The organism is Agreia sp. PsM10, assembly GCF_030433855.1.
Lineage (GTDB): Bacteria > Actinomycetota > Actinomycetes > Actinomycetales > Microbacteriaceae > Agreia.
The window spans coordinates 49929-66964 of record NZ_JARUXC010000006.1; the positions used below are offsets into that span (position 1 = coordinate 49929).

Genomic DNA, 17036 nt, shown 5'->3' on the forward strand with positions numbered 1-17036 from the left:
ACTCGGCCGAGAAGGCTCGACCGGCGCCGGGTCAGCCGGTCGCGCCGTCGTAGATGGCGAGCAGCCGATCGAGGAACGCCTGCACGGTCGCACGCTCCGTCGCATCCAGCCCCGCCACGAGCGCCTCGACCCCGTCGATGATCGGGAGAACCAGCTCGTACGCGCGGTCCGATGAGGCATCCGCGGCCGTGACGACCAGCTTGCGACCGTCGCTCGGATGCCTGTCGCGGCGCACGTGGCCGGCATCCTCGAGCCGGTTGAGCACCAGGGTCATCGCGGCCGTCGAGGTGTCGAGCCGTCGGGCCAGCTCGGTCGGCGTAGCGGAGCCGATCGTGATGAGGTGGTCCATCACCTCGAGCCCGACGGAGTCGACGGCCAGCTCGCGCGCCAGGTAGCGCTCGAACTTCTGCTGCCGAACGGCCACCTGCTGCACGCGGGCCCGGATGTCGTCATCGAGCAAGGGGCGCCCGTCACGTCGGGCTGCCTCACGATCCCGCCGGTCGGCACGACCGACGCCGGCGGCGGCGCTGAGCTCTTCTGATTCGTCGATCGACACGACGTCAGAATACTCGTGTAGATTGCTAATCTCATTGATAATCAAGATTCGAGGCAAAATGAGCAGGCAACGCGTCCTCATCTCCGGTGCGAGCATCGCCGGCCCCGCACTGGCGTACTGGCTGAATCGCTACGGCTACGAGACGACCATCATCGAGCGCGCACCGGAACTTCGCACCGGAGGCCAGAACGTCGATGTGCGCGGCGCGGGCCGCGAGGTGTCCCGACGCATGGGCATCGAAGACGACATCCGCGCGGCGACCACCGGAGAGGTGGGCACACGGTTCATCGGCCGCAACGGCGTCACGAAGGCCGAGTTCCCCGCGGGAACCTCTGACTCCGGCGGTGCGACCGCCGAGCTCGAGATCCTGCGCGGCGACCTCGCCCGGCTGCTCGTCGCCCGCACCGCCGGCGACACCGACTACCGCTTCGGCGACCGCATCACCGGCCTCGCCGACTCTCCCGAGAACGGCGTCACCGTCTCGTTCGAGCACGCGGGCGACGAGCGGTTCGACCTCGTGATCGCCGCCGACGGAATCGGCTCGAGCACGCGCCGCCTCGTCTTCGGAGACGAGCCGACGATCCGCTCCCTCGGCCTCGAGACCTCCTACGCCACGATTCCTCGCACCGCTGCCGACGACGACTGGTGGCGCTGGTACAACGCGCCCGGCGGGCGCTCGATCACCCTCAGACCGGATGCCCACGGCACGATCCGAGCGGCCCTCTCGTTCGTCACCGATCGCCACCGCGAGCGCGCCGGCTCGGAGCGCCGCTCGATCGACGAGCAGCGCGTGCGTCTGCGTGAGAAGTTCGGCGATGCGGGCTGGGAGGCCCAGCGCGTGCTCGAGGGCATCGATGCGGCCGACGACCTCTACTTCGAATCGATCGGGCAGGTGCACGCCCCGCGGTGGACATCCGGCCGATTCGCGCTCGTCGGCGACGCGGCCTACTGCGCGTCGCCCGTCAGCGGCATGGGAACGAGCCTGTCGATCACGGGCGCGTACGTGCTTGCGGGCGAGCTCGCCGCGCACGTGCACCACCGGGATGCGTTCCGTGCGTACGAGCGCATCATGCGGCCCTACGTCGACCAGGCCCAGAAGCTTCCGCCGGGTGTGCCGCGCGTCGCGAACCCGAAGTCCCGCGCGGGGGTCGCCCTGTTCGGCGCAGCGGTGCGCGTGGCGTCTACCCCGATCATCGGCAGGCTGGGCGACCGGTTCTTCACCCCGCCCGCCGACAGCATCGACCTGCCCGACTACGCGCACCTGGAGTAGTAAGGCCGAAGTCCTCGACCCAGTAGTACCCGGCACGGACAGGAGGTACCAGCGCACCGGCACCTCTTGTCCGGGCCGGGTACTACTACTGCCGGGAACCGTCCGAGCGACCGGTCAGAATGGGTGACATGGCAGAAGCGACCATCCACGACGACTTCGCAACCGGCGCACTCGACTCCGATCTCTGGGTCGATCACTATCTGCCGCAGTGGACGACACCCGAAAGGTCGGCTGCTCGCTACGACTGGCAGGGCGACGGATTGCGCCTGCGCATCGACGCCGACCAGCCCGCCTGGCGTGATGCGGACGGCGCGATGAGGGTCAGCAACCTGCAGACGGGAACGTTCTCGGGTGCGCTCGACAGCGATCGCGGCACCCATCGGCATCGCCTCGACGGACTTCGGGTCGTGACACCCCAGCCCACGAGACGGCTCTGGACTCCGACCTCGGGCGAGGTCTCCGTGCGGGTGAGCGCGTCGGCGGATCCGACCGTAATGGTGGGCATCTGGCTGGTCGGCTTCGAGGCGTCCGACCCCGCAGACTCGGGAGAGCTGTGCATCGCCGAGTTGTTCGGCGACAAGATCGGCCCCGAGACCAGCACTGTTCGGGTGGGAATCAAGGCGCATCACGACCCGCGGCTGGTCGATGAGATCCGGGACATCCCGCTCGCCATCGACGCCACCGAGCCGCACACGTACGGGGTGACGTGGTCAGCCGACGTGATCGAATTCTCGGTCGACGGGCGGGTCGTGATGACCAGCGCGCAGCGGCTGAACTATGAGCAGCAGCTCATGATCGACCTGTTCGAGTTTCCCAACGGGCCCGAGCGCGCGCCGCAGAGCTACCCGAAGACCGCGCTTATCCACTCGGTGCGAGCGACCTCCGCTACGTGACCAGCGGGGGTGCGGAAGTCGCCCGGCCGGCCGCGCAGGAGGTACTGAAACGGACAGCAGGTACCGGCGCACCGGTACCTGCTGTCCGAAATGGGGATTACTGCCCCGGCCCTTCGACAGGCTCAGGGAACGAGGCGGCGGCGACGCAGCCAGAAGGCCGCTCCGCCGGCCAGCAGCAGCGCCAGCGCGCCGAGCCCGGCGAACAGGGCGCCCGACCCCGTGAAGGCGAGCGGGCCGCCCGCCGTGCCGCCGGCATCCACCGTCGAACCGGATGCCGGGGTCGTCGGGTCTCCCGTGCCACCCGGCTGCCCGGGCAGGCCCGGCTGCCCAGGAAGCGTCGGGCCGACCGGCGGCGTCACCGCGCCGTCGGCGACGACCACATTGAGCGTCACCGTCGGCGAGGACAGCTCCTCCTCGGGCTCCATATCGAGCACCGGCAGACCCTCGGCCGACCAGTGCACCCGGCGCACGAACATGTCGCGCCCGCTCAGATTGTTGTTGTCGGTGCGGGCGTGGAAGACGTAGATCATGTTGCCGTCCTCGTCCTCCGACCACATGCCGTGGCCGGTGCCGAGCTGCCAGGCGCCGTCGAACACGCCCGACTTCTGGATCGGGTAGTTGAGCTTCGACCAGGCGTCGGGGCTCAGCAGATCGGTGTCGCCCGACGCATCCGCCGTCGCGAGCCCGGTCGTGTAGGTGTCGCCGACCGTCGAGCCCGAGTAGATGAGCTGCAGCCTGCCGTCGCGGGTGATCACGTTCGGACCCTCCGCGATCGTGTTGTCCCAGGCGTACTCGGGCGCCAGGATGCGCACGGGCTCCGACGTGAGTCGGGTCGGGTTCGCCGGGTCGACCGTGGCGATGAACAGCGAGCCGAGCTGCTGCCACACGTAGTACGCCTGGCCGGTCCCGTCTTCGAAGTACGTCATGTCGAGCGAGATGCCGGCGATCTGATTGAGGTCGGATCCATCGGCACGCAAGACTGTGGATGGCTTGGTCCAGTTTGCGGGGATCGCCGGGTCGAGGTCCGCACCCGAGGCATCCTGCTTCAGCTGCATGATCGACGCGCGACCCGACCACATGTCGGGGTTGTTGCCGTAGCAGGGCATGAACAGAATCGACAGGCGACCGTCGATCTCGTGGTACTCCGGCGCCCAGAAGCATCCGGTCATCACGTTGCCGAGCGCATCGGTGTCGCCCCGCTTCAGCAGGTCGATCTCCTCGGCGCCCGCGGCATCCGACAGGCCCGAGATGGAGTCCGCGATGCGGATGGGCATCATGGCCGCGCCCTGCTGCTCGATGTTCGACCCGTAGAGGTCGTTCGTGGCGATCATCAGGTACTTCGTGGTGCCGTTGAAGTCGTACTTGTAGACCGACGGGTCGGCGCGCTCATCTGCGAACGGGCGCGGATACTCGGTCTGCTTCACGGTTCCGGTCACGGTGTAGGTGCCGGGCTTCGACGTGTCGACAGCGCTGGTGTCCCAGGTCGCAACCGGCAGCGAGCCGGTCGACCCGTCGGAGTACTCGAGCGCGACGTCGGTCGGCAGCTCGAGGGCCGACGCATCCTCCCCGAGTGACGCCTCGACGTCGTCGAACGGCGCGTAGCCGGTGTTCGTGATGCGGCCGAAGCGCTCCTCGAGGGCCGTGATCGTGGCCCCGTCGACGGGCACGGTGCGCCCGGCGACGTAGTCGTCGATTCCGGATGCGGCCGCGACCGCGCCCCGGTCGTTGACCACGCCGGCCACGATCTGGCCTCGGGTGCCCGCGTCGGCGAGGTCTGCCACTGTCGTGTACTTCGGGGTTCCGGAGTCGTCGGTCCAGGCGATGAGGTACACGTCGGCCGCAGAGTCGTAGACCGCGTGCGGCGCGTTCACGCCATTCGTCTCACCGAGGTCGAGAAGGCCGACCTCGTCGTACGACAACAGGTCGGTCGAGGTCGCGATCAGCACGCTCGACTTCTGCGTGCCGTCGGATGCGCCCTCACGGGCGGTGCGAGTCGAGATCACCCCGTAGCCGCCGTCCTCGAGCGCGAACACCTGCGGGTTCACGAGGCTGCGGATGATGTCGTCCGAGGTGCCGCCGGGCGGAGGGGTGATCGACGTCTTGGGGAAGAAGATTCCGTAGTTCTCGTTGAGCGGCGTCCAGCTCGCGGCATCCGCCGAGGGCAATGCGAGGTGCATGCTCAGGGCGACGTCGGCGTTGTTCGCCGTGTTCGCGCTGGTGGGAGTGCGGTGATAGCTCAGCAGCTCCTGCGACGACCCGGCCGGCAGAACCCGCACGCTGAACGTCTTCGTCACCGTGACCGCGGGGGCGTCGGTGCGGGAGATGACCGCGTCGACCGTTCCCGTGACGTCGCCGGCGGCGGCCGCGCCAGCGGCATCCGGGGCCGTGATCGTGCCGTCGTCCGCGACCGCGATGCCCTGAGCGTTCTGCAGCACGACGGTCGTGCTGTCGGCCGGGGCCGGTAGCACCGTGCCCGAGATGACGACCGGTGGCAGCACATAGCCCGCCGCTGCCGCGTCGACCCGTTCCTGGTCGCTGGTCGGCAGCACGGTGAGGGTGATGCTGGTGGATGCGCTGACGCCTCGAACGGTGCTCGTCGCCGTGGCGGTGACCGTCGCCGGGCCGTCCGACTCGGAGGGCTGGGTGACCCGCCCGTCGGGGGCCACGATCGTCTCGTCGGAGGTGGTCCAGCTGACCGCGCCACCGGCTGCGGGAAGCGCGACGTAGCCGGCATCCACCGTCTGATCGGCCAGGTCGAGACCGTCGAGGATCGCCTGCGCACGCGCGGCCATGTCTGCGGAATGGATGGCTGCATCCAGATCGGAGATCGCGGCGACCTCGGCCCCTTCGAGCGCCCGGTCGTAGACGCGGAACGCCGAGACCTCGCCGGCGAAGAAGCCGTCGGGCCAGGGCGAGCGTCCGATCGCGTTGAGCGACTGGTCGGTGATCGAGGCGGGTGTCAGCGCTGTCGTCGCCTGGCCAGTCTTCACGCCGTCGACGTAGAACGAGATCGTTCCTGCCGCGCCGTCGATGACGGAGGTGAGGTTGTACCAGCGGTCGGCCTCGAGGGTGTTCGTCGCCCGGGCATTGATCTCCCCCGGGTTCGACGAGGTGGTGATCGCGGTGCGCGGTGTGTCGCGCACGGTGGTGGAGAAGTAGGAGGTGGGCGTGTCGTTGCCCACGTTCCAGAGGAAGTTGTAGGCCGACTTCATCGAGGCGTCGATCTTGACCTCGGTGCTGATCGTGGCCGACGTCTTGCCCGCGAGGATGTCGTTCGGCAGGCGAACCCAGTTGGCCCCGCTGTTCTTGGCACCGCCGGAGAACTCGAGGGAATCGCCCGTCCACCGGGCATCCGTGCCGTTCACGACGGTGGCGGAGCCCAGGGCGCCCACCCCCGTTGCGGTGTTCGCCACGGTGGCGCCTGCGGTTTGCGAGAAGACGTACTCGCCGACGAGGCCGTCGGTCGGGGCGGCAGCCGCCGCGGTTCCGGCAGCAGAGAGGCCGGCCCCGATCACGGCGAGCGACACCACGGCCGCTGCGCCTCGTTTGAGCATTCTGGAAATCACTTGGTCACCTTCAGGTTGGTCGTGCAGAAGAGAGTTGTTAGGCCGAGCGGCGGCGGCGGATGAGCACGGCCGCGCCGGCCGCGAGCAGCAGGGCGGCGAGCGAGACGATTCCGGATGCGCCGAATCCCGTGGCCGCGAGACGTTCGGCGGCGGCGGGCGCCGCCGGGGTGGATGCGCCGGGTCCGGCCGTTCCCGGCTGGCCGGGGCCCGGGTCGACCGGCGGAACCACGACCTCTCCCGGAGCGACCCGCACCGTGGCGGTAACCCGGATCGCGGTCGAGCTCGACAGCTGCTTGCCGGCCGCGTTCCACGCGGTCGACCCGTCGGCTCCCACCCAGTCGTTGAGGTTCGCCCCGATCGAGCGCACCGTTCCGGTTACTGCGTAGTCACCGGCAACCGTGGTGTCGACACCGGCGAGGTCCCAGTCCACAGGGAGCTCCGACGTACCCCGGCCATAGGTCAGGTTCACGGTCGTGGTCGCGGGCAGGTCAGCGATGCCGACAACGCCCAGGTCCGGTGTGACCGCCGACGTCGCATCCGCTGCCCGAACCGTGTCGTACTGGGCCTTGGTCAGCGAAATGATGCCGCCGTGCTTCGTGCTGGGGGCCATGTAGAACCCTGGGTCGGTGAGCTGCTCGAAGCCCGCATCCAGATCGTTCGTCACCATCGGCTTGTATCCGGTGGTCGGAATCACGTCGACGTAGACGTACCAGGTGTCGTCGCTGTGACTCTTGAACACGGCCGGGCCTTCGACTCCGCCCGCGTTGCCGCCGGCCCAGACCGCGCCGATCTTCGTCTGCAGGGTGGTCCAGGTCGTTCCGGACTCCCACCAGCGGGCGGCCTCGGTCGACTCCATGTAGATGCCGTTGCCGAAAGAGTTGTCCTTGGTGATGCGGTAGGTCGTGCCGTCGTTCTGGATCATCGTGGTGTCGATCGCATTGCCGCCGGTGTTCACGAAGTCGCCGCCGTAGGAGTAGCTGCCCTGCGTGAAGTCGGTGGTCGCTCCCCAGAGAACCCGGTTGTACGAGGCGGTGTTGTGCGCCGTGTCGTCGGCGGGGAAGACGTTCGATGCCCAGTAGACGACGAAGGCGCCGCGGCCGTCGGGGTAGTAGTCGTCGACCCAGGTCGCCTCGGGAGCCCACGCCATTCCGAGCTGCGCCACGGTGTTGCCCTCTGCGTCGGCGGCCATGTCGATCTGGCGCAGGTCGCCCCACGTCACGAGGTCCTTCGACTCCCAGATGTTGAGCTTGGTGCTGGCGTTCTTGGTCCAGTAGCACCACGTGGTGCACGAGCCCGAGCCGCTGTCTCCGCCGAAGACCCGCAGGTCGGTGGCGATGATGAAGTAGGTCTGGGTCTCGGGGTTGTAGGTCAGGTACGGGTCGCGGATGCCCGTGGTTCCGAGGTCGGAGGCGAGGATCGGCACGCCGCCGTTCAGCGGGTCCCACTGCTCGGGGTTGTCCCCGCGCGACACGTCGAGATAGATCTTCTCGGCATATCCGGCCGAGTCCTCGATGAAGTGCACCATCAGGTAGCCGTAGTCGTCGGTCTGGGCCGCCAGCGGAGTGACGGTCACGGCGATCTCCTTCGACGCGGTGATCCCGCGCACCGTCGCGGTGGCGGTGAGAGTACCGGTGAGGGCGGGTTCGCCCGCGGCCGGCTGCACGGCCGTCGCGGTCACGCCGTCGGCGGCGATCGCGATGCCGGCCGTGTTCGACGCCCAGCTCACGGCTCCCCCGGATGCGGGAAGCACGAGCGAGCTGTCGTCGATAGTCACCGGCCCGATACCGTCGACGAGCGCCTGCGCGGCCGCGGCGATGCTGTCGGCGTGGGCGAGGGCATCCTCGTCTGAGACGGCGTCGACCTCGTCAGCGGTCAGCGCGCGGTCGTAGACACGGAACGCGGCGACCTCGCCCTTGTAGAAGGGGTCGGGCCACGGCGATCGGCCGATGGTGTTGAGCGACTGGTCGGTGATGGATGCGGGGGTCAGCGCGGTGTCGGCCTGGCCGACCCGGGTTCCGTCGACGTAGTAGGTGATGGTCCCGGATGCGCCGTCGATCACCGAGGTCAGGCTGTACCAGCGGTTCGCGTCGAGCGTGCCGGTGGCCCGGGCGTTCACCTCGCCACCGCCGGAGGTGGTGGTGATCGCGGTGCGCGTGGTGTCTCGGGCTGTGGCGAACCAGTAGGCCGCGTTCGTGTCGTTGCCGATGTTCCACAGGAAGTGGTTGGCGGTCTTCATCGACTCATCGATCTTGGCCTCGGTGGTGATCGTGGCCGAGGTCTTTCCGGCGAGGATGCCGTCGGGCAGCTCGACCCAGTTGGCGGCGCTGTTCTTCGCTCCGCCGGTGAAGACGAGGGAATCCCCCGTCCACTGGGCGTCGGTGCCGTTCACCACGGTGGCGCCGGCGACCGCGCCGGCACCGGTGGCGGTGTTCGGCACGGCGTTGCCCGTGGTCTGCGTGAAGAGGTACTCCCCTATCAGCCCGTCACCGGGCGCGGCGGCGTTCGCCGGTGCGGTGACGAGCAGTGTCGACGCCACCACCCCCATCGCGGCCAGTACCCCGGCCGCCTTCACTGTCGAAAACCTCATCGTTCTCCCCCGTTGTCCTGTTGTGTCTTACTTCGATGCGAGTGTGCGTGAGCGGCGGCGTGCGATGACCAGCACGATGCCGACGATGGCGAGCAGCAGTCCCCCGGCCAGGAACCCGGCCGCGCCGGATCCGGTCCGACTGAGGCTGCCGTCTGCATTGGTCGAGCCGGTTCCGGAATCCGAACCCGAGCCGGTGCCGGGCGTGCCCGCACCGCCCGGTGTCGGAATCCCCGGCGTCGACGTACCCGGCGTCGTCGTCGGCGGTGTCCCCGGATCGACGTCCTCGCCCTCGACGATCACCCGGAGCTGCACGGCCGCGTTCTCGGGAGCGAGCTCCTCGTCGGCCGTCATCGCGAACACCGGCAGGCCGTCGCTCGCGAAGTGCACCAGGGCGGCCCGGGCGTGCCTGCGCGGGTCGAACAGACCGGCATCCGTCGCCTCGCCCGGGTTCGACGAGTCGTTCACGGTGCGCGAGTGGTACACGATCACGGGGTTGCCGTATTCGTCGACCGTGAACGAGTTGTGGCCGGGGCCGACCTGCCCGGGAACGTCGTCGGTGGTCAGCAGCGGGTAGGGATTCTTGGCCCACGACGCCGGGTTCATGAGATCGGCCGCAGCATCCGCGGTGAGCACGCCCACGCAGTACTTGTCGTCGACCGTCGCTGCCGAGAAGGCGATGATGATCTTGCCGTTCTTCTTGATCACGGCGGGGCCCTCATCGATCGAGTCGCCGTTGTTCTTCTCCCAGGCCAGGGTCGGTGCCGAGAGCAGGATCGACTGCGAGATCAGCTGGTTCGGGGTGGCGGGGTCGATCTCGGCCATACGCAGCGTCGAGCCGATGGCGGGCTTCTCGGCCCAGACGACGTAGTGTTTGCCGGCCTCCTCGAAGTACGTCATGTCGAGCGAGAAGCTCGTGAACGCCGAGGCGTCCCCCGCTGCCGCCTTGACCTGGCCCAGACTCGTCCAGTTCGCCGGGTCGAGGGCGGCCTCTCCGCCGAACTCCGCGCCGGTGAACTTGAGCATCGCCGGTCGGATGTCGAAGCCGCTCGTGCGACCGGCGGTGAACAGGATGTACCAGTCGTCGCCGATCTTCGTGAGCTCGGGAGCCCAGATGTAGCGGTTCAAGGTGGGATCGGTGTTCTCGTGCCAGATCGTGGTCTCGGGTGCGGTCTTCAGGCCCTGAATCGTCTGCGCCCGGCGCAGCACGACGCGGTCGTAGCCGTTCGGGTCGTCGGCGCGGGTCATCGGGTACGAGCCGGTGAAGTAGTACCAGCCGTCGTCGCCGAGGGTGACATCGGGGTCCGCCCGGCGCTCGACGAGCGGGTCGGGGAATGTCGGTCGCGTCACCGTTCCGTCGACCGTGTAGGTGCCCGGCCCTGCGGACTCGAGGGCCGCGAGGTCGTCGGCATCCCACTCGACGGGCATCGAGGAGGTGTCGCCGCTCGAGTACTCGACCGTCGCGGTCTCGGGCAGCACCGGGGCCTCGCCCTCGTCGACCGTCACGTCGTCGAACGACTGCACGCCGGTGTTCACCACGCGGCTGAACTTCTCGACGATGCGCGCGTACTCGGCCTCGGTCACTCCGATGCTGGATGCGCCGGTCGCCCCGGCCGGAAAATCGCCGGCTTCCGCAGGCGCGACGGCGGCCACCGTCACCGGTGCGCTGAAGCTCGCGAAGTCGGCGGTGGTCACCTCGAAGCGCGCTCCGCCCTGGCCGGTGTATGCCACGCGATACGCGCCGATGCCGTTGTCGTAGCGGGCGGAGACCGCGGTCGCCGTCACCCCGCTGGGCACGAACGACACCAGTCGCTCGTTCGTGAACGAGGTGAGGTCTGCCGAGTCGTAGACGTAGAGTCGCGAACCGGAACCGTTCTCGATCGACACGAGACGGAAGGTCCCGTCGGGTGCGCGCAGCGCCACGGGCGGCCCGAACTTCGCGGAGCCCAGAGACGGATAGAGCACTCCGCGCCCGTTGTTCAGGGCCTCGAAGTCGCCGCCGGCAGCCGCAGACGACGACGCGGCGAGGTGCAGCACATCGGTGCGCGTGGTGTCGCCGTCGACGATGTACGAGCCGATCCGACCGGCATCCTCGGCCAGCACGGTGACCGTGAAGTCGCGGGTCGCGGTCTGGCCGTCGAGGCTGAACGTCGCCGTGAGGGCGACCTGCTTCTCGGCGGCCGGCCGGGTGACCGAGCCGTCGGTCGCGATCGTGGCCGCATCCGATGATGCCCAGGCCACGGCGACGTCGCCGATCGACGTGCGCAGCGCGAGGTCGTCGGTGACGCGGGTGATGGCGAGGTCGTAGCCGTCGACGGCCACCTGCAGGTTGTTCTGCGGGGTGTCGGCGAGCACGGTGAAGCCGAACGTGCGCGTGGTGGTTCGGCCGGCCAGCTCGAGGGTCGCCGTCAGGGTGACCGGCACGTCGCCTCCCGTGGTGGGCAGGGTGACGGTGCCGTCGGCCGCGATCACGTCGGGGCGATCGGATGCCCACGCGACGGTCGATCCGTTGCCGCCCGTCGCGGGCAGGGTGCGGTCGGTCGTGATGTCTCCCTCGCCCGGGTCGAGCGCATCGGCGTCGGCCGCGAGCGCCGCCTGCACGGTGGCCTCGTCGGCCCAGGCGTAGTACTCGGCCGAGATGGCCGAGTCGTCGAGGGCGGTCGTCCACACCTTCACGTCGCGCACGCCTCCCTTGTAGAGGTCGTCGGGGTACGACGACTTGCCGATGTACGACACGAGGTTCGTGCCGAACTGGCTGACGGTGCGGGTGGTCGGCACCGAGCCGATCTTCTTGCCGTCGACGTAGCCGGTGATGCGGGTCGGCTCGATGACGGTCGTGTACAGGCTCCAGGCCGTCGATGTCGTCGGTCCGGCGATGCCGTTGGCCGCGTTGGTCGGCGAGATGCCGACCTCGGAGGCCCAGGGGGAACCCGAGGTGGCGCTGCCCGTGATCACCGATTTGAACAGACCGCTCGGGTTCTTCGGGTTCAGCAGCCAGTACTGGGACGGCGGGTTGTTCGCCGATCCGAAGAACATGGCCGCGTAGTTGCCCGAGGCCTTCTCATTGCGCAGCCACGTCGAGATCGTGAGCGTGTCGCGCCCGTCGAAGAGCCCGGTGGGCAGCTGCACGTAGGCGGCGTTGCTGCCGCTCCCACCTCCGGGAAGGGTCAGCTCGGCGCCGGTGACGGTGGCACCCGTTCCCTTGATGACGCCGTCGTTTCCGTTCGGCGACGCGTCGGGCACGGTCGTGCCCGACACGTCGCTGAAGTCGTAGTGCAGAAGCAGGTCGCCTTCGGCGGCGGATGCCTGCGGTGCGGCCAGCAGGGTGCCGAAGGCCACCGCGAACGCGGTCACCAGGGCGATTCGGGATCTGATCATGACACTCACTTCGTCGTGGGTTGGTGTTCGGGTGATCGGGTCAGGAGACGGAACGGCGGCGGCGCATGACCAGCAGGAGTCCTGCGGCGAGCAGCAGCACCCCGGCCGCGATCGGCAAGCCGACGGCGAGGCCGGTGCTGGCGAGCGGAGAGGTCTGCGACCCGGTGCCTGCGCCCGCCCCGGAGCCGCCGGTCGATGCGGCCGCGACCACGGTCACCGCGACCTCTGCCACGTCGTCGGAATCGGCGCTGGCCGCCCGCAGGGTGTGGGCGCCCGCCTCGACGGAGGCCGGCACGGTCAGCGTCACGGTGAAGGCACCGGCCGAGTCCGTCTGCGCGGTTCCGAGCGCCGTCGGCGTCGAGAACAGCGTGAAGTCGATGCGCTCGTCTGCACCGAAGCCGCTTCCGCGAACCGTGACCGGCTGGCCCGCGGTCAGCGTGGTCGTCTCGAGCAGCAGCTGGGGAGAGCCCGGGTCGACCGGACCTCCGCCGGCACCGAGCACCGGTCCGACCGAGGCGACGGCCGAGGCGGGATCCCAGAGCGGCTTCTCAGCCGTCACCGACGCGCCGATCGTGGCACCGACATCCGATGCGGTGAGCAGGTAGCTCGTCGCCGTCGCGCCGTCGATGTCCTCGCCGTCTCGAGTCCACTGCACGGAGGTCGCCGCCCAGGGCTCGGGCACCGACGCGGTCAGGGTCTCGTTCTCGCGAGCGGCTCCCGTGATCTCGACCGCCAGCGGCTGGGGATCGACGATGGTCTGGGGCTCGACGCTGGTGAGGGTGGGCGTCACGGTGTTGATGAGGCCGGTCTCCGGGTCGAACGTCAGCTTGTCGATCGTCGTCTCACGGTGCTGACCGTCGCCGCCCGGCATCGCGAAGCGGTGGTAGACGATGTACCAGTCGTCGGTTCCCGGCACGTTCAGGATCGAGCTGTGCCCAGTGGCGAGGATGCCCTGCGACGGGTCCTTCTGCAGGATGACCCCGCGGTAGGTCCACGGTCCGTCGATGCTGGTCGCGGTCGCGTAGCCGACGCGGTAGTTCTCGCTTCCCGTGTCGTCGATCGAGTAGGTGAGGTGGTACAGGCCGTCGCGGTAGTTCACGAACGAGCCCTCGCGGAAGTCGTTCAGACCGTCGATGCGCTTGAGCGTCTCCTGCTTGATCGACAGCATGTCGTCGCTGAGCTCTGCGTAGACCGGCGAACCGTTGCCCCAGAACAGGTAGTTCTTGCCGGTGGCCGGGTCGGTGAAGGTCGCCGGGTCGATCGCCTGGCCGGATGTGACGGCCTCGTTATTGAGGATCATCGCCTCGGGCTGCGCCACGAACGGCCCCTCGGGGCTGTCCGCGACCGCGACACCGATCGTCTTGCGGTCGAGCGAGGCGTTGTGACCGCTGAAGTAGAAGTAGAACTTTCCGTCCTTCTCCGCGATCGTCGGGGCCCACGCGTTGCCGGTGGCCCATGGAACATTCCCGTTCGCGCCGTCGAGCGTCAGGATCGGCTCTGCCGAGCGCTCCCAGTCGACGAGGTTCTTCGACGACCAGACGTAGAACTCCTTGCCGCCCCAGCCGGGGTAGCCGTCGGAGGTGGCGTAGACGTAGTAGCTGTCGCCGTAGGCCACCACGTTCGGGTCGGCGTAGAGGCCGGGGATGCTCGGGCTGCCCATCTCGACGGCCTTCAGGGTCCAGGTGGTCGCTGCTCCCCCGCCGTTCGGCGTGAGCGTGACCGTGAGCGGGGTGCTGAGGTCGTTGGTGGTTCCGGATGCCGGGCTCGCGACGACGCCGTTCGCGGTCGTGAAGACCGGCGTCAGCGCCGTCAGGTCGGTGCCCGGCTTCACCGGGAACGTGACCTCGTGCGTGGTGTTGTTCACGATGGGGGCGATCTTCAGGGTGTCGGCCTCTGCGAGGGTCACCCCTGCGAGGGCGCCGACGTTGCCGGACTGCGCCAGAACCTCGTCGGAGGAGAGGGCACGGTCGTAGATCGCGAACTCCCGGTACTTGCCGCGGAATTTATTGTCGGCGTCGTAGTTCGAGCGTCCGAGGTAGTTCGCAGTGGTGATGCCGCCCCCGATGTCCTGGGGATCCGTCGTGACCGTGGCCGTGCCGACGGCCACGCCGTCGAGGTAGATCGTGGCGGTGTCGCCCTTCAGCGTGTAGACGAGGTGCGCCCACTGTCCGCGCGGCAGATTGGAGCCCCGCGAGACGGTCTGCTCTGTCGTCCAGTTGCCCGTGGCGATGCTGGTGCGGTACCCGTTCCCCGAGGTGAACAGGTAGCCGTTTCCGGCTCCCGAGATCGTGTTGCCCAGGCCGTAGATGAAGTAGGCGCCCGATTGCGCCGAGTCGATCCAGACATCCGCCTCGACCGTCACGTCGGTGACGCCGGCGAGCAGGTTGTCGGGAAGGTCGACGTAGTCGTCACTGCCGTCGAAGGTCAGCGAGCCGTCGCCCCAGGTCGCTCCTCCGCTGATGGTGCCGTTCTGGCCGTTGCCGGAGACATCGTCGACGACCGAGCCCGAGGCATCCTCGAAGTCGTAGTGCAGGATCTCGCCGTCCTCGTTGACCGGAGCCGGGGCGGGCCCGCTGCCGAGGCTCTCGAGCTCGGCAGCCGTGATGGGGATGACCGTGCCGTGGCGCGGGCTGGCCGGCAGGTCGTAGTCCGGCGCGACCGCCCATTCGGGGTTCGCGATGTCGTCGGTCTGGAGGGGGATGTAGCCGCGTCCGCCGTACTCGTCGACGAAGAGATAGAACTTCTCGCCGTTGATGTCGCCCGGGTTGGCCTTGAACGCCGTCGGTCCCTCGACCGCGCTTGTTCCGGCGTCACGGCCGATGCAGCTGTCGACCATGCTCCACGACTCGAGGGTCGCGCGCAGCTCGGTCGACTTCTCCTGGATGATGTCGCTGCAGCCGGTGCCGCCCGCGCCCTCGTCCTTCGTGAAGCGGTAGTACGTGCCGTCGTCCTTCAGAACGGTCGAGTCGATGCGCGACACGCCCTGGTCCTGCCAGACCTGCGCCGGCGTGAAGGTCACGAAGTCGCGCGTCGTGGCGTACATCATGCGGTGGTAGGTGTTGCCCGTGTGGCCGGGGTCGTCGTCGGCGTAGAGAGCCGAGGCCCAGAACACCACGTACGATCCGATCGTCTCGTCGTAGTACGCCTCGGGAGCCCAGGTCATGCCCGCGTTCTCGGGCGCGACCTTGATGTGGCGCTGCGGCGACCAGGTCTTCAGGTCGTGCGATTCCCACACCTCGAGGTACTTGCTGCCCGTGCGCACGGAGTCGCCCCACGAAGTTCCGCTGCCGATCGAGAGGTCGGTGGCGATCAGGTAGAACGTGTCGCCCTCGGGAGAGCGGATGAGGAACGGGTCGCGCAGACCCTTCGTGCCCTCGCTGGAGGTGAGCACCGGCTGTCCGCCGTTGAGCTCGCGCCAGTCGAGGGCGTTGTTTCCCTCGCTCGCCGCGAAGAAGATGTTCTCGCCGGCGAGGGAGTTGCCGGTGAAGTACGCGAAGGCGTAGCCCTCGTACTCGGCGGTCGGTGCGGCTGCGCGCACCTGCGCCGTGAACTCACGGGTCGCGGTCGCGGCGCCCTTCGTGAGGGTGGCCGTGAGCACGACGGTGGTGCCGGATGCCTGGCGCGCCACGACTCCGTCGATCGAGACGACGGCCGGGTTCGACGACGACCAGGCCGTCGCAACGCCGTTGGATGCCGTGGGCAGCGTCAGATTGCCGCGCACGTCGTCGAGGCCGGCGATCTCGAGAGCCGCGGCGGCGGCATCCACGTCGTACTGATCTGACGGCAGCGGCGCGACCGTCGCCGAGAAGGTGCGGATCTCGGTTGCGGCGCCGCGGGTGACAGTCGCGATGAGGTTCACGGTGGCGGGACCCTCGCCCGCGGCGGGCCGCGTGACGACGCCCGTGGTCGAGATCACGGCGGGTGCGTCGGATGCCCAGGCGATCGTCGAGCCGTTGGCTCCCGATCCCGGAAGGGTCAGGTTGCTCGTGACGGCGCTCAGGTCGCCGAGATCGAGCACGTCGGCGTCGCGAAGCGCACGATCGGCGTCGCTCGGCTGGAGCGCGGCCACCTCGGTCGCACCGAGGGCCGAGCTGTAGATGCGGAAGTCGCGCACGCTGCCGGCGAGGTAGCGGTCGCTGGCGTAGTTCGAGCGGCCGATGTAGTTGGCGCTCGTCACGCCGCCCCCCAGGTCCTTCGGCTTCACCGTGACGCCGGTCTTGACTGCGACCTCCGTGCCGTCGAGATAGAGCCGCGCCGTGTCGGTGGCGTCGTCGAGCGTGTAGGTGAGGGTCTTCCAGGTGCCGCGTTCCAGGTTGGCGTTGGAGTTCACGACCTGCTCGCCGCTCCAGTTGCCCGTCGTGATGCCGGCGCGATAGGCGTTGCCGGTCACGAACAGGTACCCGGTGCCCGAGTTCGACGTGGCCGGGTTGCCCAGGCCGAAGATGAAGTACGGCGAGGCCTGTTCGGGACGCACGAGCACCTGCGTGCTGACGGTGATCGAATCCAGACCAGCCAGCACGTTGCCCGGAAGCGCGACGTGGTCGTCGACTCCGTCGAGCACGAGGCCCGCGCTGCCGGCGCGTGCCGCTCCGCCCACAACGGTTCCGTCGAGGCCATTGCCCGAGGAGTCGACGGCGACGGTGCCGTCTGCCTCGTCGAGCGCGTACGAGAGCACGAGACTGTCATCGGCCGCGAGCGCGGGGGCGGCACTGAGCAGGGGGACGGCGAGGGCGAAGGCCGTCGCGGCCACCAGCGATCTGGTGAGCAGGGGTCGTTTCATGGCGCGAAA

7 protein-coding genes are annotated in these 17036 nt (G+C 68.8%); 2 read left to right on the forward strand and 5 right to left on the reverse strand.

Features of this window, described 5'->3' with window-relative positions; genetic code table 11:
• Nucleotides 1–31: 31 nt before the first annotated feature.
• Nucleotides 32–556 carry a MarR family winged helix-turn-helix transcriptional regulator gene (locus QCD70_RS09335; protein WP_301215408.1) on the reverse strand — a complete coding sequence of 175 codons (525 nt, stop codon included), beginning with the start codon at nucleotides 554–556 and terminating at the stop codon, nucleotides 32–34.
• A 58-nt stretch (nucleotides 557–614) separates the two neighbouring features.
• Between QCD70_RS09335 and QCD70_RS09340 the strand changes: the two genes are divergently transcribed.
• Entirely contained in the window at nucleotides 615–1826 is a 1212-nt protein-coding gene (locus QCD70_RS09340) for an FAD-dependent monooxygenase (protein WP_301215410.1), read from the forward strand.
• 128 nt (nucleotides 1827–1954) lie between these two features.
• Complete coding sequence (locus tag QCD70_RS09345; RefSeq protein WP_301215412.1) at nucleotides 1955–2719, forward strand: glycoside hydrolase family 16 protein; 765 nt, start codon at nucleotides 1955–1957, stop codon at nucleotides 2717–2719.
• Between the two features lie 122 nt (nucleotides 2720–2841).
• Here QCD70_RS09345 and QCD70_RS09350 read toward each other — a convergent pair whose 3' ends face one another.
• Genes QCD70_RS09350 through QCD70_RS09365 form a run of 4 tightly spaced genes read right to left on the reverse strand, consistent with a single transcriptional unit; the run spans nucleotide 2842 to nucleotide 17027 of the window.
• Entirely contained in the window at nucleotides 2842–6285 is a 3444-nt protein-coding gene (locus tag QCD70_RS09350; RefSeq protein WP_301215414.1) for a LamG-like jellyroll fold domain-containing protein, read from the reverse strand.
• Nucleotides 6286–6322: 37 nt separating this feature from the next.
• The gene (locus QCD70_RS09355) at nucleotides 6323–8872 is read right to left on the reverse strand and encodes a LamG-like jellyroll fold domain-containing protein (RefSeq protein ID WP_301215417.1); all 2550 of its coding nucleotides are present in this window, start codon (nucleotides 8870–8872) and stop codon (nucleotides 6323–6325) included.
• 27 nt (nucleotides 8873–8899) lie between these two features.
• Entirely contained in the window at nucleotides 8900–12247 is a 3348-nt protein-coding gene (locus tag QCD70_RS09360) for a family 43 glycosylhydrolase (protein WP_301215419.1), read from the reverse strand.
• 40 nt (nucleotides 12248–12287) lie between these two features.
• Nucleotides 12288–17027, reverse strand: a complete 4740-nt coding sequence (locus QCD70_RS09365; protein ID WP_301215421.1) for a family 43 glycosylhydrolase — start codon at nucleotides 17025–17027, stop codon at nucleotides 12288–12290.
• Nucleotides 17028–17036: the final 9 nt, after the last annotated feature.